Genomic DNA, 19,558 nt, shown 5'->3' on the forward strand with positions numbered 1-19,558 from the left:
GCTGAGAACGGACCCGATACATCGGGGTACGTATTGCGCTGAAAGGGTAATGCGGGCAATATATATGCTTTCTTTTCAGGATCCGGTGCGTGTCCAAGACCAACGCGCGCCCATTCAATGGGTTCGCCCAACTCATCCACAACGCGACCGCGAAACATCGTTCCTTTTTTGAGATGAATCACTACTTGTTCTCCAACGGCATTTTCAACTTCCCGCGCGATTTGTGTGTATCCTTCTGCAGCGACTTCAAAAGTAGCCTTCGGTCCCACGACCTGCCAGCCTTCAAATTTTCCATTGGCATCTGTAGTTACTATTTGGGGAGATAGGCGTTGATCTTCTGAGGCGTCATCAGAAATCACGACGACAGCATTGACTATTGGATTATCAGATGCGTCGATTACACGACCAGAGATGCGGCGCGAGTTGAGCAAGAGCAGATCGACATCTTCAATTTTACTCTCGGGTTTTGCCTCAACGGTCACGGGTTCAACTGCATTCTTAGACGCGATCCGCATGCGATATACACCAGGGGTGACTTCGACGCGATAGCGGCCATTTTCATCTGTCAGGGTTCCCGCATGCACCTCGCCATCGTCGTATTCAGCCCATATTCCCATATTTTCTACGGGTTGCCCGTCGCGCTGATCGATCACTTTACCAGATATTGTTGTCAGGTGATCGATAGGTGGCTTATAAGATACAATACCAGAAACACCCAGATAGAAAGCCCCGTCGCCTTTTTCAACCAGCCCCCATACAAAATCGCCGGAGATGCCGTGTTTGCGCGTCAAGCGCAACCACATCCCATCTTTATACCGCACCATACCTTTTGCCTCTACATCCCGTTGGTCACCTTGATGCGTGCCGAACCACAGATCACCATTTTCTGTTTGCCAGATATTTCGAGACGCATTTATAGGCAGTCCATCATGTGCATCGTAGTGTGTCCAGGCTGTGCCGTCAAAGCTGGAAATTCCTCCTCTGCGCCGCGTTATGGTGCGCCCAATAACCGATCCATGCACGGCCCAAAGCGTGCTTTTTTGGTCGTAAAATAGCTTATATACCTTGCGGCCGTCATATATATTGCCATTACGCACGCCCCCTATGGGCATGCTATCGACAATATGAGAGGTCCATTTTCCATCTTTGTAATAACTCAATCCGCGAAGGGTTGCGATCCACACGCCGCCTTCGGAATCGGTTTCCACATTGTAAACCCGGTTGTGAATCAATCCATCTTTTACCGTGTAGTTGTGCCATACTTTGCCATCAAAGTGCAAGACGCCGTTTCCGCCTTTGAAGCGATCGGTGCCTCCGTGTGCTCTGATGTTTGAAAAGCTCTGGGTAACCCAGATACCGCCATCATTATCTTCGGCAAAATCATATCCCGTGGCGATTTTTCCCAGGCCCGTTGTTTTTGAATCCCATATCTGCCATGTCTTTCCACTGAAGTTCGCGATAATTGGCCTGTTTTTATATATACCGATAAACCACATTGAGCCATTGCGCGCTTGCATAAAGGCATGCATCTGGTCGAATGAACCGCCTTCTGGCAATGTAAATTTTTGCCACGTATCTCCATCTCGCAAATAGAGACCATTCTCCCCACGCCACCACAGGCGACCATCGCGCATTTTTAGCGGAAGTAGTCGCTGCGATACGTCACTGGTATCGGTTGCGGCAATACCGCCTTCAAACACGACCTTTTGATCATTGTGATCGGCTTTTGAAGTGGTCAGGCTGCCGATGGCTGTCGCTCCACCGATAAATGCCCCTGCTATTACGAGTGCCGATACGCGACCAACGCGCGGAGACACATGGCCGCCCAGGGTGATAATGCGATTGACGCGATCCATGACCTGGGTTGTTCGCGCCATGTCCATGCCCAATGCCATCGCTGGACGAGGTTGCAGTTGGGTCGCCACATTGAGGAGCGTGTCCGCATAGCTTTCAGAATTGCCGGTTGCGGTCACGGTCCAATCATCACAGGCTTGTTCTTGAATTTCAAAAAGCAGATGCTTGACGCGGTGGAATAGGGGATTGAACCAGTAAAATGCCATACCGATCATTGCCAATAAGCGATACAGGCAATCCCACCGCTTGACGTGAATGAGTTCGTGAATCAGAATCGATTCCAACTGATCGCGCGATTCGACCATAGGCGTGGGCAATACGACTACTGGCTTCAGAAGACCCACTTGAGTTGGACTGCTAATTTTTTCACTGACAGATAGTGCGACGGATCGCCGAATACCCAATTGCTTCTTTAAGACCTGAAAATCATTTTGAAGCTGTTCGTCATCACAGGACAATAGAGATCGGCGAAACGTGCAAACCATTATCAAACAATAAATTACACGAGCCAATAAAATCAATACGCCAATAGCATAGAGCGCGATTACACCATACAAAGCCTGTGCTGAAGTGATTTTATTCAGTATGTAGGTTGTCCAATCAATTGATTTTGTCTCGGCATTTTTGGCAAAAACAATTTGTGCAGGTGGGGGAGATGCAAAGTTTTGGAATAGTTCTGGGTTTTCTGAAAACGCCCTATTAGATGCTCTTTGTTGCTTCAATGCGGGTATGGGTTTTGCCTGAGGTGTCTCAGGGTCAACTACAGGATGGAGAGACGGAATAGACGGTTCCGAAGGTGGTGCTGGCGCATCAAATTGAAATCGCAGTGAAGGCATACACAAAGACGCGATGGGTATGACCAGCACGCCGATAAGACACCAGTTCAATAGCAGACTGCGTTTTGCCGCCTGTCGCGTGCCCAGGAACCATACGACACATAGAACAAGACCCATAAAGAGGGTGGTCTTGACAGTCGCATCAAGGAGAAAAATGGCAATCGGATCCAGTATAGCCGTGTCGATCATGATGTGCTCCCTTTGCGTTGCTTGAGTTTTTCACGCAATCGTGCTACGTCGTCCATGTCTATCTCTTCGTCTTCAACCAGTCGCGCCAATAAGAGTTCGGTTGACCCGCCAAATAGTTTTTGAATGATGTGCTTCATTGCCGAGGATTGGACCCGCTGTTGTTCGATTATGGGGCGGTACACATTGGCGCGTCCTTGCTTTTCATGCGTCACATAGCCTTTGTCTTCCATGATTTGCAGGAGTGTGCGAATGGTTGATCCTTCTAACCGGTTGGGTAATTTTGCCTGGATCACCTCGACGGTTGCTTCTTTCTGTTGCCAGAGTACCTGTATGAGCTCCATTTCGCGGGTGGTCAATCCCTCTTGTCGCAGTCTTGCCATTTTTAGCTCCTTTTTATTTACTATGCGAAAGAATTAGCACATTGGTTCTCAGAAAGATAGCCGATTAAAAATCCACTGTCAAGCCCAAATAGCGAAATAGTTAGCATCAAGGCACAGGAGGTACGCTTTCGTGGTTTGCGAACCCATCACGTTGCAGAGCGGGTAAAAATTGGCTATATTTTAACAGGTTGCTTTCCCCTTCTCCCGCAACTAATTGGAGCAACACAATGGCTTATCTCCCCGGTGTTCTCGCTGCCGAACTCGTCGGTGGAAATCAGATGGCGCTTTACACGCGCGATCATTGCGACCTGCAACCTTTTTCCCCGTGGTTGCTCGTTGAGACACCCGAAGAGTCCGCCCGGTCTGGCTTTTCAGGGGTTTCAGATTGCGTGCGCCTAAAAGGTGGCGGCGAATTTCGCGCGCGGATACACTTTCACAACTGGTCTCATTTTCTTAACGCACGCGACCGCCTCGCCCAGGATGGCATTCCGCATTTTAATTTTAACAATCCCGTGCGGCAGCATCTGACGCTTTCGGGCCAAACCCTCTTTCGAGAGATGCGCTACGGCGACCTGCATCGCTTGCAACTCGATATCGAGACCCTCACGCTCGATCCTTCGGCGCCCGATGCAGAGATTATTCTTATCTCGATTTCCGATTCTCGTGGCTTTGAAACCGTGCTGAGTGCTACCGATATGAGCGAGGCAGATCTGCTTCGCAATCTCAACAAAGTGATCGAAGCGCGCAACCCCGATACGATTGAAGGCCACAATATTTTTGAATTTGACTTGCCCTATCTCGTCGCTCGCGCTCAACATTATGGGATTTCTCTTACATGGGGGCGAGACGGATCGGCATTGCGTGCGGGGCATGGGCAGCGCGTCTTCAAAGTTGGGGCACAAATCCCGGGCTTCCGCCCGGCTTATGTCCATGGGCGACATATTATTGATACCCTGCAACAGGTACAGCGTTATGATACCGGGGGCAAGCTGGAGCGCTATGGCCTCAAGCAAGTCATACACGCTCTTGGCATCGAGCGGCCAGGGCGTACGTTTGTCGATGGGGAAGAAATTGCCCATACATGGCGCACCGATCCCCAACGTCTTATCGACTACGCGCTCGACGATGTGCGCGATGTCAAGGCACTTAGCGAAGTGGTTGTTCCCACAGAATTTTATCAGACGCAGATTTTGCCATACAACTTCCAAGACGCTGCACTCAGCGGTCCGGGTGAGAAAATCAACGCCCTCATGGTTGGGCTGTATCTGCGGCGCAATCTCGCCATTCCCAAACCGCGTCCATCCAGGGGATTTAGCGGTGGCTATACGCGACTCGTGGCTTCGGGCATTTTTAAGCGGGTGGTCAAAGCCGATGTCGAAAGCCTTTATCCATCGATTATGTTGACCCAACAGATCCGGCCAGCAACCGATACTGAAAATGCTTTTTTGCCCATGCTCGAACATCTCACGCAGCGACGCCTTGAGGCCAAGACCAATTTTCAAAGCGCGCATGACGAAACCGATCACGCATACTGGGATGGGTTGCAGGGTAGCTACAAAATTCTCATCAATTCTTTTTACGGATATCTGGGGTATGGACGGGCGTGTTTTAACGATTACCAGGCCGCGGAAAAAATTACTGTAATCGGGCAGCAAATCGCCCGCCAACTCGTGGCTGAGTTGCGCGATGCCGGTGGAGAAATTATAGAAGTGGATACCGATGGGGCTTATTTTGTCGCGCCACTGCATGTCGAGACAGAGGCCGATGAAAAACAACTCATTGAGGAAATTTCGACTACCTTGCCCCGTGGTATTCATCTCTCGCACGACGGTCGTTTTAAAGGGATGATCAGTCTTAAGGCAAAAAATTATATTCTCGTCGATTACAATGGCAGTGTATCGCTTGTGGGCAGCAGTCTGCGTAGCCGACGCGACGAACGCATCTTTCGCCAATTTATTGCAGAGATCGCACCCTTGCTCGTCGATGGCGATATAGACGCCGCTTCCAGTGCGTATCTATCTCTGGGGCGCAAGTTGCAAGATGGCAAAGTTGATCCCGAAGATTTTTGCCGGTTTGAGCGCATTACGAAAAAAACCTTTTCCAACCCGAATCTGAGCCGACTTGCTATGGCTGCCGCGGGCTGTCGCATTGGCGAGCGGATCGCGGTTTACCAGTGTCAGGACGGCTCCCTTTCCCGCGCGGAATTTTTTACCCACGATGAAGACAGGGGCTATTTGTTGCGCCGATTGCGCGATATGGCCGAGCGTTTTCGCGTTCTATTTCCCGATGGCGAATTCCGCCGTCTATTTCCCCTGATCCAACCCGTCGCACGCGATCAACTCTGTCTGTTCTAACAAAAAAAGAGCAGGAAATAACCCGCTTTTTAATTCTTATGTAGAATAGATGTTCGCGCTTTTGTTTTATTGCTCGCGGTCCAATAGCCGGGTCAAGCTGGTCACGCGCCCACCGCGGTCAGTTACGCGAACCCTCGTAACTACCACATTGCTCGTATCGCCCACCCCTTGTATCAAGTCTGCCACGCGCAGTTCAAAAATGTAATCTGCTGGTGCAGGTACGGGAAAATCGGGCGATGGCCCACTGCTATTTTGCAATCCCACGCGCGGTCCCGAAATCTGTGTCCAAAAATACATTAGCGCGTCCTGGTCTGGATCCGAACTGCCAGTGCCATCTAAGACCACGCGCAACGCATCGTGAAAACCCAATTCTCGATCTGGGCCGACAACGGCGATGGGGGGGGCTTGCGTTACGGCAATACGCACGCCTGAGGTCACCAATATCTCAGATTGACCGTCACCCAATTCTAAAAACAGCTCGTAAACGCCGGGTTCAATAGGTGCTTTCCATACAACTGTTACGGAATCTTGAAACAGATCAATTAGCGTATCCGCTCGGCTGGCGGCAAATTCCCCCCCGGTCGCAATCCAGCGAAAATCCAACTCATCATTGTCTGGATCATCCGTCACGATGGTAATTTGTACTTCCTGTCCACGCCCCACTGATGGGTCAGGCCCTCGGTCTGTGCGCAAATCCAGTAATTTGGGACCTTGCTGACGGTCGAGCAAACTACAGCCACCAAGGCAGGACATACAGATACAGGTAAAAAATAATAGATGCGTTAGTTTCTGCATGACAAGACCATAAGCCAGAGATACATTATGTCAATACAATATCCAACCATTAAATAAGGTATCTGTTCCAGAAATTTGTGACATCCAATCCTCAATTTTTAATTCGATATACTTGCCACACGGCTGCGCTGAGGGTCAGGACTGCAAATGCCACGCTTATTATACCACAAAACCACAAATGGGTACTTGGGTCGGATGTGGTGAGGTAAAGAGATTGGCGCAAACCATCCATACCATAAGTCAATGGATTTATTGCCATCAAATATGTCAGCCAGCGCGACGCGCCTTCTGCGGGGAAAAATGCGCCGGACAGCGCCCACATGGGAAATAAAAGCAAATTCATTACCGCGTGGAATCCCGCAGTGGATGAAGCCTGCCAGGCTATTGTAAAGCCCAGAGCTGTTAGAGCAATGCCCAGTACAGCCAGGAAAATGAGGGTCATGCCCAAAGACGCAATGCTGATGGGGATATCCAAAAAGGCCAGAAATATCAGAAATATCAGGCTTTCCAAAAATGCCAGGGTTCCCCCGCCCAGGACCTTGCCGAGAACCAATCCTGTCCGGGATACGGGCGCGACCAGCACTGATTGCATAAATCCTTCGCGCCGGTCTTCAATGACCGAAATGGTCGAAAAGATCGCTGTAAATAACACAATTAGCAACAATATTCCCGGATAAATATATTCCAGATATCCACTGGAAATCCCCAGGGGTGCGAAAGACTTTTCAAAACCAGCACCCAATAGCAACCAGAACACGAGCGGTTGGCCTATTGCGCCGAATAATCGATTGCGGTCTCGGACAAAGCGCACCAGTTCTCGCCGCCAGAGCGACACTACGGGCAACCAGAAAGCCATTCGCACTACTGATCCTCCACTTGAAATCCGTGTCCTGTTCGCTGCACAAAAACATCCTCAAGTGTGGGCACGCTTAAAGTCATGGCTTGAACATTCTCTCGGAGAAGGGGATACAACTGTGCCAATAACTGCTGCCCGTCATCGCAGGGAATACGCACCTGCCCGTCAATTATCTGGACATCGCGACCCACAACTTTTTCAATTTGCAATTTTAGACTTTTGGAATCGCGTGTCTCAAGGGTAATTACTTCGCACCCTACTGTGCGCTTCAATGCCTCGGGTGTACCTTCGGCAATTAGCTGTCCACGATCTAAAATGCCAATGCGGTCACAGCGCTCGGCTTCTTCTATAAAATGGGTCGTCAACACCAGTGTGGTGCCATAGGTTCGCCGCAAAATATCCAGATCGTCCCAAAATCCTCGCCGCGCACCGGGATCAAGTCCGGTGCAGGGTTCATCAAAGATCAATATTTCGGGGCGGTGCAACAAACTTTTGCACAGTTCAACGCGCCGCTGCAAGCCGCCAGAGAGTACTTCTACTCGATCTTTTGCGCGATCTATGAGTCCCATCATGTCCAGGACTTCTTCGATGCGTTGGGTGAGGGGGCTGCCTTTCAAGCCGTAGAGATGGCCTTGATGGCGTAAATTTTCCAATACGGTCAGACGGGTATCTAAGCTGGGATTCTGAAAAACCACCCCGATGCGCGCGCGTACAGCACTGGCGTCGGCATTTTTGCCCAACAGTCGAATCGCGCCGTGATCGGGAGGCAGCATAGTACACAACATGCGAAATAGGGTGGTCTTCCCGCCGCCATTTGGTCCCAATAGACCGTACATCTCTCCGGTCATCACCTGCAATGTGATATTGTCTAAGGCCACGTGCTCGCCAAATTTGTGGCGTATATTTTCGACATCTATTGCGACTTGCAATTGACTGCTCCTGCACATAAAAAGAAAGGTGATAGGTCAGCCTATCACCTCCTGTATCTTCTGAATTGGATGCACACTTGTCTCACGCAATTTTGTCCAGCATCATCACTGTCCACAATACGGGCAGATATATGAGCGTTGCTCGCATCAGGCGGCGCGCTAACACATCTGTGCGCGACCGCGCAAAGGTCAAACTGGCGTACAACAGGCCCAGGCCGAGCAACACGGCAACGCAGAAATACGCGACACCAGCCATACCCAATAGCGCTGGCATCAGGCTGCACGACAACAAGACCAGAGTATAAAGTACCACCTGATGGGCGGTTCTATGGCCTTGTGGGTCTTCTATGGGCAGCATGCGAAACCCTCCGCGTGCGTAATCTTCTCGATAAAGCCAGGCTATGGACAAAAAATGAGGGAATTGCCACAAAAACAAAATGCCAAACAGAGCCAGTGCTTCGCCACTCAAAACACCTGTTGCCGCGGTCCATCCACCCACTGGCGGCAATGCGCCTGCAATGGCTCCAATCGCCGTATTGTGCGGTGTTTTGGGCTTTAAGGGCGTATAGAGGAGCAAATATACCACCACGGTTAATAAGCCCACCAGTGCGGTCAATATATTGACCAGCACTCCCAGATAAAGAATGCCCGTGCCACTCAAAATTAATCCGAACCAACAGGCCAATTCTGGCGCAATGCGTCCCGTGGGTAGCGGTCTGTCAGCCGTGCGCCCCATTCTCGCATCGCGCTCGCGCTCCATAAACTGGTTCAAAACACCTGTGCCAGAAGTAGTCAAAAAGGTGGCAAATAGCACATGGAAGATGTGAATCGGATCGGAAACATATCCCATGCCCAGCACATATCCCACAGAAGTGCTAAACACGACCATCAGTCCAATCCGAAATTTAATTAAAACAAATAAGTCATTTACAAATGTTTTTGCCTGTACCAGTTCGGCGTTCATAAAGGATATTCTTAAAACGGGGTTGACCAAAAGCACTATTTATTTTTCCAAGCCATAACAATACCAGCTTTTGGGCTGCGAGTCAAGTACAAGAAAGATTTGCGTTTGTGCATTGCTAACTTGCCCAAATGCAGTGCGTAAAATGTTGGCTTTTTTTAAGTCGCTGTTTTAAAATACCCGGTGTGTTCACGAGCGGAGGAAGATATGCAACGTATAATATTGACTGTTCGGGAAGAGAGCGGGATCGAACGCCGTGCGTGGCCTGTGACCCGGGGTGTGCCCCTGCCACAAGGGGCTGTAGCCGAACGCGCCGATTTGTGGTTGGAGGATGCTCAGGGACGGGCTGTCCCCCTGCAAAGCCGTCCACTGAGCCATTGGCCAGACGGCAGTATCAAGTGGGTCCTGGTCGATTTTCAAGCCGACGTAGTCGGATCAACGGTTTACCACTTGTGTTATGCCGGCGAAGCCCCTCGCGCTGTTCCGGCGAATCGACTGCAAATAAGCGAGAGCGACGAGCGCATTGTCGTGTGTACCGGCCCCCTGCGCTTTGCCGTGAGTCGGCAGTGCTATGGCCTGGTACACGCGGTATCATTGGGGCGGCAGGAGGCCGATGGCTTTGTCGAAGAAGTCTCTGTGAGTTCGCAAGGCGGCGATAGTTGGGCCGATATTTGCGAGGCATTTGAAGTCGGGGAGACCCAGCGGCAGATCTACGGCATGGGCGGGATGTGCCGGGGATCGCTGGGTGAAAGCGCGTACCGGGTCCAGGTGGAAGAATCCGGGCCTCTGCGGGCTGTGATCCGCTGCGAAGGTGCCCTGGAATCCGAGGCACCCATGCACCACTACGTCGGCTATCAACCCTTTCGTTTTGTGACGCGGATATACGCCTTTGCCGGACACGCCTTTTTGCGGGTCCTGCACACCGTCGTGGTGGCCTGCGATCCAGATCAGACCGAATTGCGGGAACTGGCGGTGCGAATCCCGGTGGATTGGGCGGGAAAACGGCGCTACCGGCTGGGTGGCAATCGGTGTATGGAAGGCGTTCTTGGCCAGGATGAAGGCCTGCTTTTGGCCCAGCGTCAGGATCGCCACTTCCGCCTGGATCGGCGACGAGGTGGACGCTCGGAGAGAGTAGCAGAAGGCGAAAGGACCGGTGGGTGGGCCGTGTTGGAGGGCGAGGAAGCCGGGGTCGGGGTGGCGTTGCGCTATATGGCTGAAGAATACCCCAAAGCCATAGGTGTGGATCGAGGGGGAATTGACGTGTTTTTGTGGAAAGATCCGGACGGCGGGCGACTGCATTTCAGGCGCTATGCGGAGGAAGTGGCCTGGCACGAGGGAGAAGGCGTGTACAGCGATGGCCTGGGTACGGCCAAAACCTCGGAATTTTTCATCGATTACTTCCAGCATAATACCAGCGAAGAAGCCCCTCAACGGCTGACGGCTTTGCTCGATTGGCCACACGTCGCGGTAGATCCCGGCTGGATGGCTCACTGCCAGGTCACAGGTGGCTTTGCGGTTCGCGCCGTAGATGCCTTCCCGCACTCCGAGCGCATGCTCGATGGCTTCCTCGATTGGATGGCGCGTAGCATTGAAGTCAACCGCTGGCACGGTTTTTTTGACTGGGGCGATGTGCTCGTGGCCTGGGAAGAATCGACTGGTGACTGGCGCTTCCGGGGGCGGTGGGGTTGGTGCAACAGCGAGTGGGATCCGCGCCACGGGGTGTGGATCCAGTATTTGCGCAGCGGGGCAGGGCGTTGGTTCCGTCTCGGTGAGGCGATGACTCGGCACTCGATGGATGTCGATACCTGCCACTACCACCCCCTCAGACCGTATCGGGTCGGCGGCTGTTTCCGACACAGCATCGACCACTTTGGCGACGAGCCTTGTGCTTCGCACACTTTTATCGACAACTGGATTGACTATTACTACTTGACGGGCGACCACCGGACATTGGAGGTACTCGGGGAAGCTGGCGAATTTTTCCTGCGCTATCGCTGGAGCGAAGATTCCCGTTTTTCCTTTAGTTTGCGCAGCATTGCCAACACTTTGCGCGGCCTGCTGTATTTGTGGGAACTAACGGGCAAAGCGCGTTTCAAGCAGCGCGCCGAAGAAATTTTTCAGGTCATCGCCCGGGGGCAGAACGACGACGGAAGTTGGCACAAGCGCTTTCAGGTTTCCACCCCAGATCGGTTGTCCGATCAGGCACCCTACGGCATGGCCACCGAAGGTACGACCCTGGCCGTGGAAATGGGCACCGCAACGCCTTTTACGCCGGCTGAGCACAAGGCCCTGGGTGGGGATGTAGGCAAACACGTGCTGCCCTACGCCGACCAAAAGGGCTACCAGACCCACTATTTAATGATCGGCCTCGAATTGCTGCACCGACTGACTGACCGGACCGATGTGGCCAAATGCTATCTGCGGGCTGTGGATTGGTTTTGCGGTGGGCCTGGGGTTTTCGATGTGGAAATGGCATGGAAACAGCGCTACGGCGGGGTGCTGTGCCGCCATCTGAGCTATGCGTACAGGCTGACAGGTGAGCGGGGCTATTTGGAGGTGGGGCAGCAACTGTTGCGCCGCCTGGCCGAATCGCAGGATTGGAGCGACGATCCCAAAAGGCGCGGCGCAGTGGGACTGAGCCCCATGTACCTGAGTCTGCTGTTTTTCGGCGTGCCCCATTTGTTGGATGCCCTGCAGGACGCGGGGATGGATGAGTGGCTATAGGGCGTATCGGTGCATTCTCTAAAAATTGTGCACATTATGCCCTTGCAGGGGGAACCAGAACCAATCTATGATAAATACCAGACCCGTGCTGACCGCCTGTGCTGCCAGCAGGCCGATGAAAAATGGTTTTCCCTTTTCGTATAATTGTACGCCACCCATTTTCATGACAACCGCTTTGATTGACCAGACAATAAAAATCGAAAAGACCGTCTTACTCACGCCGTAGTTCCCTTGCATCGCCAGGCCAATCGGGTGCAGGGGCCACCACGGCACCCAGTAGCGAACGGTCGTCAAAACCGCCATCAGTCCCATGCCGATAAATGCCCACATGACCCTGCCATTGCCGCCGGGTGCCAGGGGATTTCGGATTTCTGTAATTACAAAATCAAACGCCACAGGTCCCGTCTTCTTCATCCCCATATTGCCCAGATTATAGGCTCCGTATTCATAACTCAAATACAGGGTATCCACTATCGAGATGGTGAAGCCCAGTGCGAGCGCCAGCCACAGCACGGGTGTAATTCGCCGAGGACTGACGACTTTATCCACGGCTTTTACCGCCTGGGTGAACGGCGGCATCAAAAATCCCTTTCCAATATCGGGCCACTGATTGAACACATGCATAAACCCGAGGACCACCACACCGGAAAGCCCCACCATATTTGAACCAAATGCCTGCACAACGGCATCGTGAGGCTGAATGCGGTAATACACATAGACCAATCCCAATTCTGCGATGGCGCGCGCAAGGCCCAGGAATAACAACATCGCCAAAATGAGAAAGCAGAATACCACCCACAAGGGCATGCCCGCCGTATATAGCCACGCCGAGACAAATGCAAATGCGCCCAATAAGCCGAATACTGCCATGCGATAGGACAATAATTCGCCGCTATCATCTACCTCGCAATTGGGATATAGCGCCTTGCGTATCACGGCTTTCAAGTGTGCGCGGGCCATCCACAATCCCCAGGCAGATAAAAAGATCAATGCGCCCATGCTCTGCCAGCCCAGGGCATCGCTTGTCCAGTGGTGGGTTGCTGCGCCGATTTGATAGCCGAAGATATTGAATACATATACCTGAAACGCGGTCAAAATAATGAAGAACCACACGCTGAACAGAACGTCCAGGCGCGCAAAATATCCGAATCCAATGGCGTAAAAACTCAGGCGATTTACCATCCAGGGAAAGTCTGGAATCGGTTGCCACTGTGTTTGTTCAATGTCTATATGCGGAAATGCAGGGGTAAAATAAGACGCGATATTCCACAATTTCAAGAGCATGACGAGGGAAAATGCGATCCAGAATAGGGGAGAGCGAAATGTTTTTTCCAGTCCGCCGCCTTTTTCTGTCTCTGAAAGTGATTGTGCGACTTCGACAAGTGGATATGCCAGGCGCTCGTAATCCACCCATTGCTTTCGCAAAATTACGACCAGGCAAAATACCCCAAAGCCCATTGCGCCGAAAAAGCACATCCACCAGAAAACAGGTACCGCCCATACGCGCCACGGGGGGGATCCGCCTCCGCCTTCAAAAAACCGCGTCATTTCACCGGTGGCATTCGAAGGTGCGAGCCAGGCGGGGATGGTGTTGTGTATAAAACCCCATCCATTTTCTACAGATGCAAAATAATAGGGGGCTGCCAGAACGCCGAAGAAGTGTCCCGTCAACCCGTCGTAAGCCAGCGCGATTCCCACAAAGCCCGACCCCAGGACCACCAGCAATTCCGACCGCGAAAGCCCCCATCCCGCTCGCAAGTGATTCAATGCCAGATTGAGTGTACACGCTATCAAAAACGGAAAGAAAAACGCCATGGGGAAGTGGCTGCGACTGATATTCGATCCCGATGTATAGTACGGCATCCATTCATTCCACAGCACGCTTGCAGTGATCACCACTATCGATGCAATTACCGACCGCGTTGTCACCGCTCGCACGGGTGTTGTTTCTGAGAGTTGTTTCAATTGTTCTGCCATAATTTTCACTTAGTTATTTCGTTTATCCAAATCTGCCTTGATCTCTTTGGCTTTTTCGTCGTCGATTTCGTAAAATTTCAACAAGATCAATCCCGCCACGGCCAGGATCGCGGGCAATACGGCAAAGAGAAAGCGCATCCAGAACATCACGCCTGGATCTTGCGCCACACCTTTTGTGGCATCGAATCCAATGATTGCCAGAATATATCCCTGCCCGAGCGCGAATGTGGTCGCCTGTGTCACTTTTTGAAACCAGCCCGTTGCCGCGCCGTACATGCCTTCGCGCCGAAATCCGGTTTTCCATTCGTCCCAGTCGCAGATATCGGCTTTCATCGACGTAATAATGAGCCAGAAACCCATTTCGCCGATGCGGATAAAGGGCTGTACGATGAGTTGCAAATAGGGCATCGCTGGCGTGTAGCAAAACCACTTCAAAATAGAGCCCAGGAGAAGGGAGGTGATTGAAATACCAAGGGTTTTGATCTTTCCGATTCGAGATGACAAATAGGTCAATACGGGAATGGCGGCGAAGGATACGATGGTTCCGATGAGAATAGCGTGTCCCTGTATCTCGGCTCCAAATTTTACATCTCCCTGGGCAACGTGATAGATGTTGACATAAGGTCCCAATGCGAGCGTGAAATTGCCACCAAAAATGGTTACGACTGTCAGGCTGCTCAGGATGAGAAATGGTTTGGTTTTCAGGGTTGTCGTAATCGCCCAACCGACGGGTACTTTTTCCTGTTTGGCCGCCTGTTCTGAGTGGCCTTCGCGTACGAGAAAAACAGTGGGTAATAAAAATATAAAAATGACCAGGCCAACGCCAATGCCGACGTATTTGGCTCCCGTCATCGTGTCGCCAAAAATATCGAGTGTACAAAAATAGAAGAGATAGCCCACGAGAATGGTGCTAATCTGCTGAAAAAACGAGCGGTACGCAAAGATATTTGTCCGCTCGTGATAGTTGTGGCTCAGTTCAAATCCCAGGCTGTTGTAGGATACTTGCAAAATGGTGACACAGGTATAGAGTGCCAGACTGGTAAACATAAAATACGCATACAATGCGTCTTGACTCAGTTCTTTGGGCACGTTCAAAATGAGTGCGTATCCAATGGCCGTCAAAATTGCGCCCAGAAAGAGATAGGGTCTGCGCCTTCCCCAGCGCGATTTTGTGTTGTCCGAAAGCCATCCCATAAAGGGGTCGGTAATCGCATCCCATATTCGGGCTGCCAATAGCACATTGCCCACGCGAAACGGGTGCATGCCCAGCGTAATATTAAAAATGGGTCCTGAGAGCTTTTTGATCGAATTGACACTTGTGTTCATCGGCAAGACGCCGACGCCATAAGCGATCTTTTCGAGCAATGGAATTGGCGGATAATCCCGCCCAATGGGTTCGCCCTCGCCCCAGGGTGCTGTTTTTTGATCTGTTCTATCTGTGGACACAAAGCTCTCCTATTTTTTATTTTTCCTGGGATTCACGATATTGCTTGTACTTTGCCGATGCTGGGTTTACGTGGGCGTACGCTTCCAGTTCGGTTTCCATTCCCCGGTCATTCTGCTGCGCCATCCACGCATCGAGTTCCGCCCGCAGTTCTTTCATGATACCTGCGTATTGGGCGTCTCCAGATAAATTTTTCAACTCGTAGGGATCGTTTTTTAGGTCGTAAAATTCCACTGCCGGGCGGTGCCGTAAGGCGTGTACCCGGGGGGCGAGTGCTGGATTTTTTTCTGCTGCTTCTGCCCATCCCATTTCGTCCATAAACCGCGTCACATTGCACTGAAACACGCCTTCGTGGTTGAGATTTGCGATGTATTTATATCTGTTGGAGCGCACCGAGCGAATTGGGTAATCAGTCCCGTCTCGAACACCGCGATTGGTATAAGCACCATATACGTAATCCCGGTGGTGATTGCCATTTTCCGCGACGAGATGCCAAAAACTTTTCCCGTCAAATCCAGAACCCCCATCTGGCGCGCCTGCTCTGCCCGTATCGACTTGTGTGGGGTCGCCACCTGCAACTTGTAGGAGCGTTGGCAAAATATCCACATATTGCACGAGGGCATTGCAGGAAGAACCGGCCTCAATTTTGCCCGGCCAGCGCATGATTAACCCGGTGTGCAACCCGTTTTCATAACACGTCCACTTGCCGCCATAGGGGAATGCGGATCCCTGTTCTGTTGAGAAGACCACGAGGGTGTTATCCGATATGACTTGCATGCATCGGCCCAATTCGGCGTCCAGTGCGGTAATTTCGGCATAGTACGCCGCCAATCGCTTTCGCGTTTCCGGGGTGTCGATTAAATACGGCGGAATCGTCACTTTGTCCGGATCGTACCTGTCCTGCGGTCCCTTTGTATATGGCAGGTGGGGATTGCGCGATGCGACGACCAGACAATAGGGCTGTCCCGGTTTTCGATTGATGTATTCTTGAATAACCTGGATTGACGCATCGGAATCCAGCAATTCATTGGTGCCGGTTGTTTTCAGTACCTCAAAGGGAAATGATTCGGAAGGTCCATAGTGTTGTTTTCCAATGATTCCAACGCGATAGCCCAGTGCTTTGAAGTGATGCGCCATGCTCTTAACGCCCGTACGCACAAATCCTCCCTGGGGATATGCGCCATTGCGTATTGGAAATATCCCGGTGTACAACTGCTGTCGCGTGGGCGCGCAAATTGATGTGGAGGTAAAACAGCCATCAAAACGCATGCCTTCACGCGATAACTGATCCAGATTTGGCGTTTGCACTTCTGGATTGCCATATACGCCGCAGTCTCGCCACGTCATATCGTCTGCCAAAAACAATACAATATTGGGGCGATCATCTGTTTGCGCCCGAAGTATCGATGGCATTGAAACGGTGGCTACGGCAGTTTGTTTGATAAATTCGCGTCGGTTCATGGTTATCTCCGGTTGTTGTCAGTAGTCAAAGTCATCTTGCTGTACTTTGCGAACGCGAATGGCAAATGCTTCTTGTGGATTTTTTACTGTGATCTGGTGAATGTCTTCATCGGTAAAGTTCGCTTTTCGCATCAGTGGAATAAATTGGTCAAAAATGGCATCATAAGGCTTAAAGGGGCGGTCGCCATATCCAAATGAATTGCCGTCGTGAGAAAGCAAAACCCGGGGCAAAACGCCAAATCTTCTCATATGGCGCAGTGCATCGAGATGGAGATTGAGAGTTTCGTCGCGAATGCTATCCAGTCCGATCCACGCACCTGCTTGCGCAACGGGGGTCAGGTCGGCGGGATCTTTGACGCGTTGTGCGTGTGCCCAGACCCATGCTTCTGGGTGTACGCCCATTTGTTCGAGCATCGCAACCTGTTCGACAGCCGCATCCGTGCTGCCACTTGTGTGCGAGACAATTGTCAGGCCCGTTTTGAGATGGGTTTTGCCCGCCGCCAAAATGAGTTTTTTATCTATGCCAGAGGGCATGCCGGGGTCAACGCCAATTTTGATAAATCCCGGGCGAATATCTGTCCCGTCAATCCCGTTTTCCCACTCATCAATCCAGCGTTGGGCAATTTGATCAATTGTTTCTTCAAAGGCGTGCGCTGGCACATAGCGATCGTGCGCTGCGCCAAAATACCCGGTATTGGTCAGTATTTGCATCCCAGTTTCTCGTGAGATGCGCTGGAGCAAATCCACGCGCCGTCCAAAATAAGCCCCGGTGCATTCACAAATGGTTTGCACGCCGAATACTTTTAACATTTTGAGATAGGGGATAACCCTGGCGAATAATTTTTCTTCGTCGTATTGCGCCACCTTGACTGGCTGTCCGCCAAAAATGGACATGATGTGTTCGTGGGGGAGGGTGAACCCCATCTGCTCGGGTGCTATCGGTCCGGTTACAGTCATCACCTGTGGTTTTGACGCAAAAGCCGACGGGGCAATTGCCAGCGCACCCGCAGTTGTGAGGCTTTGTTGTATAAATGTTCTTCGGGTAATCATTGCGCTCTAAAAATTGTGTACATTGTGTCCCTGCAGAGGGAACCAGATGCAATCTATGACAAATACCAATCCCGTGCTGAATGCTTGTGCTGCCAGCAGGCCGATAAAAAACGGTTTTCCTTTTTCGTATAGCTGCACACCGCCCATTTTCATCACGACAACTTTGATTGACCACACGATAAATACCGAGAATACGGTTTTACTCACGCCGTAGTTCCCCTGCATGGCCAGCCCAATTGGGTGCAGCGGCCAGGCGGGGATCCAGTAACGGATTAGAGTTAAAATTGCCATCGCACTGGCACCAACTCCCGCCCACATCACGCGGCCATCACCTCCGAGTCCCAGGGGATTGCGGATCGCGTTCATCGCAAAATCAAATGCCCGCGGGCCAACGTGCTTGAGGCCCATATTTCCCAGATTATAAGCCCCGTATTCATAACTCAAGTAGAGCGTGTTGACAATCGAAATCACAAAGCCCACGGCGAGCGATGCCCAGATTACCCCTGTAATCCGCCGGGGTGTTACGGTCTTATCTACGGCTTTAACCGCCTGGGAAAACGACGGCATCAAAAAGCCTTTGCCGATGTCGGGGAAAAAATTGAATACCCGCATAAACGCCAGCGCGGTGATGCTCGAAACCCCCATGATGGATGCCGAGCCAAACGCCTGCACGACCGCGTCATTTGGCTCCAACCGATAATAGGCATAGACCAGACCCAGTTCGGAAACAGCGCGTGCCAGCCCCAAAAATAACAACATTGCCAGAATCAAAAACACTATCGCAACCCACAATGCCATGCCGGTTGCGACCAGCCAGCACGTTGCAAACACGAGTGAGAGCACAAGGCCAAATACCGCCGTGCGATATGACAATAACTCTCCGCGGTCATCTATTTCACAACTCGGGTCCCACGCTTTGCGCCACACGGCCTTCAAGTGTGCGCGCGCCATCCACAAGCCCCATACAGCGAGGAAAATGAGCGCGCCCATGCTCTGCCAGTTTAATAGCTCATTTTCCCAGTGCAGACTGGATGAACCCAGAGGGTATCCAAAAATATTCGAGGCATAGATCTGAAATGCCGTCAAGACGATAAAGAACCACACGCTGAACAACACATCTAATCGCGCAAAATAGCCAAAACCTATGGCGTAAAAACTGAGGCGAAAGGGCAATGCGGGAAAATCGGGAAAAGCCCGCCAGTTCATTCCCTCAATAGAAATATGCGGAAAAGCTGGCGAAAAATAAGATCCGATATTCCACAGCTTTAACGCCATTACCAGGCCAAATGCGATCCAGAACAACGGGGATCGGAGCATTTTTTCCAACGTGCCACCAGGCTCGGTCTCGGTCAGCAGGCTTCCCACTTCTACGAGCGGATATGCCAACCGCTCGTAATCCACCCATTGCTTTCGCAAAATCACCACTACGCTGAATGCGGCAAATCCCATTGCGCCTAAAAAACACGTCCACCAGAATATCGGTGCGACCCATACGCGCCAGGGGAATGTTCCCTTTCCGCCCTCGTAAAACCGCGTCATCTCTCCGCCCGCATTGGTCGGCACCTGCCAGTGCGGGATATGTTCGAGTAAGTACGTCGTCCAGCCGTTTTCCGTTGAGGCGAAATAATAAGGCGCGGCTACCACGCCGATCAGATGTCCGCTGATCCCGTCGTAAGACACCGAGATGCCGACCAGTCCAGAAGCCAGGACCACCAGCAATTCCGACCGCGTTAATGCCCAGGTTGAGC

Annotated in this window: 13 protein-coding genes; 2 read left to right on the plus strand and 11 right to left on the minus strand. The window is 51.7% G+C overall.

Going from position 1 to position 19,558, the window contains the following annotated elements; genetic code table 11:
* Together OXH16_04395 and OXH16_04400 are read right to left on the minus strand one after the other, a co-directional pair.
* On the minus strand, positions 1 to 2,879 hold a 2,879-nt coding region (locus OXH16_04395; protein ID MCY3680612.1), incomplete at its 3' end, for a carboxypeptidase regulatory-like domain-containing protein.
* On the minus strand, positions 2,876 to 3,259 hold the full coding sequence (locus OXH16_04400) for a BlaI/MecI/CopY family transcriptional regulator (protein ID MCY3680613.1): 384 nt from the start codon (positions 3,257 to 3,259) through the stop codon (positions 2,876 to 2,878). The genes OXH16_04400 and OXH16_04395, both read right to left, overlap by 4 nt.
* Positions 3,260 to 3,486: 227 nt before the next feature.
* On the opposite strand from OXH16_04400, the gene OXH16_04405 reads away from it, so the two are divergent.
* Positions 3,487 to 5,613 carry a DNA polymerase gene (locus OXH16_04405; protein MCY3680614.1) on the plus strand — a complete coding sequence of 709 codons (2,127 nt, stop codon included), beginning with the start codon at positions 3,487 to 3,489 and terminating at the stop codon, positions 5,611 to 5,613.
* A gap of 66 nt (positions 5,614 to 5,679) precedes the next feature.
* Here the strand turns inward: OXH16_04405 and OXH16_04410 are convergent, their stop codons facing one another.
* The 4 genes from OXH16_04410 to cyoE all read right to left on the minus strand — a co-directional run bounded on the left by OXH16_04410 (position 5,680) and on the right by cyoE (position 9,157).
* Positions 5,680 to 6,342, minus strand: a complete 663-nt coding sequence (locus OXH16_04410; GenBank protein MCY3680615.1) for a hypothetical protein — start codon at positions 6,340 to 6,342, stop codon at positions 5,680 to 5,682.
* Positions 6,343 to 6,499: 157 nt separating this feature from the next.
* Positions 6,500 to 7,264: an ABC transporter permease gene (locus OXH16_04415; protein MCY3680616.1), complete on the minus strand. Its 765-nt coding sequence runs from the start codon at positions 7,262 to 7,264 to the stop codon at positions 6,500 to 6,502.
* 5 nt (positions 7,265 to 7,269) lie between these two features.
* Positions 7,270 to 8,193, minus strand: a complete 924-nt coding sequence (locus tag OXH16_04420; protein ID MCY3680617.1) for an ATP-binding cassette domain-containing protein — start codon at positions 8,191 to 8,193, stop codon at positions 7,270 to 7,272.
* Positions 8,194 to 8,275: 82 nt separating this feature from the next.
* Positions 8,276 to 9,157 carry a heme o synthase gene (gene cyoE / locus OXH16_04425; protein MCY3680618.1) on the minus strand — a complete coding sequence of 294 codons (882 nt, stop codon included), beginning with the start codon at positions 9,155 to 9,157 and terminating at the stop codon, positions 8,276 to 8,278.
* 204 nt (positions 9,158 to 9,361) lie between these two features.
* Here cyoE and OXH16_04430 point away from each other — a divergent pair, with 204 nt between their 5' ends.
* Positions 9,362 to 11,878, plus strand: coding sequence for a glycoside hydrolase family 127 protein (locus tag OXH16_04430; protein MCY3680619.1), 2,517 nt, complete (start codon positions 9,362 to 9,364; stop codon positions 11,876 to 11,878).
* Positions 11,879 to 11,896: 18 nt separating this feature from the next.
* On the opposite strand, the gene OXH16_04435 is transcribed toward OXH16_04430, so the two are convergent.
* The 5 genes from OXH16_04435 to OXH16_04455 all read right to left on the minus strand — a co-directional run.
* Positions 11,897 to 13,855, minus strand: a complete 1,959-nt coding sequence (locus OXH16_04435; GenBank protein MCY3680620.1) for a hypothetical protein — start codon at positions 13,853 to 13,855, stop codon at positions 11,897 to 11,899.
* Between the two features lie 9 nt (positions 13,856 to 13,864).
* Complete coding sequence (locus OXH16_04440; protein ID MCY3680621.1) at positions 13,865 to 15,301, minus strand: MFS transporter; 1,437 nt, start codon at positions 15,299 to 15,301, stop codon at positions 13,865 to 13,867.
* Between the two features lie 16 nt (positions 15,302 to 15,317).
* Positions 15,318 to 16,760, minus strand: a complete 1,443-nt coding sequence (locus tag OXH16_04445; protein ID MCY3680622.1) for a sulfatase — start codon at positions 16,758 to 16,760, stop codon at positions 15,318 to 15,320.
* Between the two features lie 18 nt (positions 16,761 to 16,778).
* Positions 16,779 to 17,810, minus strand: a complete 1,032-nt coding sequence (locus tag OXH16_04450; protein MCY3680623.1) for a phosphotriesterase — start codon at positions 17,808 to 17,810, stop codon at positions 16,779 to 16,781.
* Positions 17,811 to 17,816: 6 nt separating this feature from the next.
* Positions 17,817 to 19,558, minus strand: a 1,742-nt coding sequence (locus OXH16_04455) for a hypothetical protein (protein MCY3680624.1), incomplete at its 5' end; no start/stop codon positions are given.

It is taken from the genome of Gemmatimonadota bacterium, assembly GCA_026705765.1.
Classification (GTDB): Bacteria; Latescibacterota; UBA2968; order UBA2968; family UBA2968; genus VXRD01.

Bases quoted from the DNA above. Each gene is read 5' to 3' on its own strand.
- OXH16_04430 (MCY3680619.1), top strand. From the start codon at position 9,362: ATGCAACGTATAATATTGACTGTTCGGGAAGAGAGCGGGATCGAACGC.
- cyoE (MCY3680618.1), bottom strand. From the start codon at position 9,157: ATGAACGCCGAACTGGTACAGGCAAAAACATTTGTAAATGACTTATTT.
- OXH16_04445 (MCY3680622.1), bottom strand. From the start codon at position 16,760: ATGAACCGACGCGAATTTATCAAACAAACTGCCGTAGCCACCGTTTCA.
- OXH16_04450 (MCY3680623.1), bottom strand. From the start codon at position 17,810: ATGATTACCCGAAGAACATTTATACAACAAAGCCTCACAACTGCGGGT.
- OXH16_04400 (MCY3680613.1), bottom strand. From the start codon at position 3,259: ATGGCAAGACTGCGACAAGAGGGATTGACCACCCGCGAAATGGAGCTC.
- OXH16_04415 (MCY3680616.1), bottom strand. From the start codon at position 7,264: ATGGCTTTCTGGTTGCCCGTAGTGTCGCTCTGGCGGCGAGAACTGGTG.
- OXH16_04435 (MCY3680620.1), bottom strand. From the start codon at position 13,855: ATGGCAGAACAATTGAAACAACTCTCAGAAACAACACCCGTGCGAGCG.
- OXH16_04405 (MCY3680614.1), top strand. From the start codon at position 3,487: ATGGCTTATCTCCCCGGTGTTCTCGCTGCCGAACTCGTCGGTGGAAAT.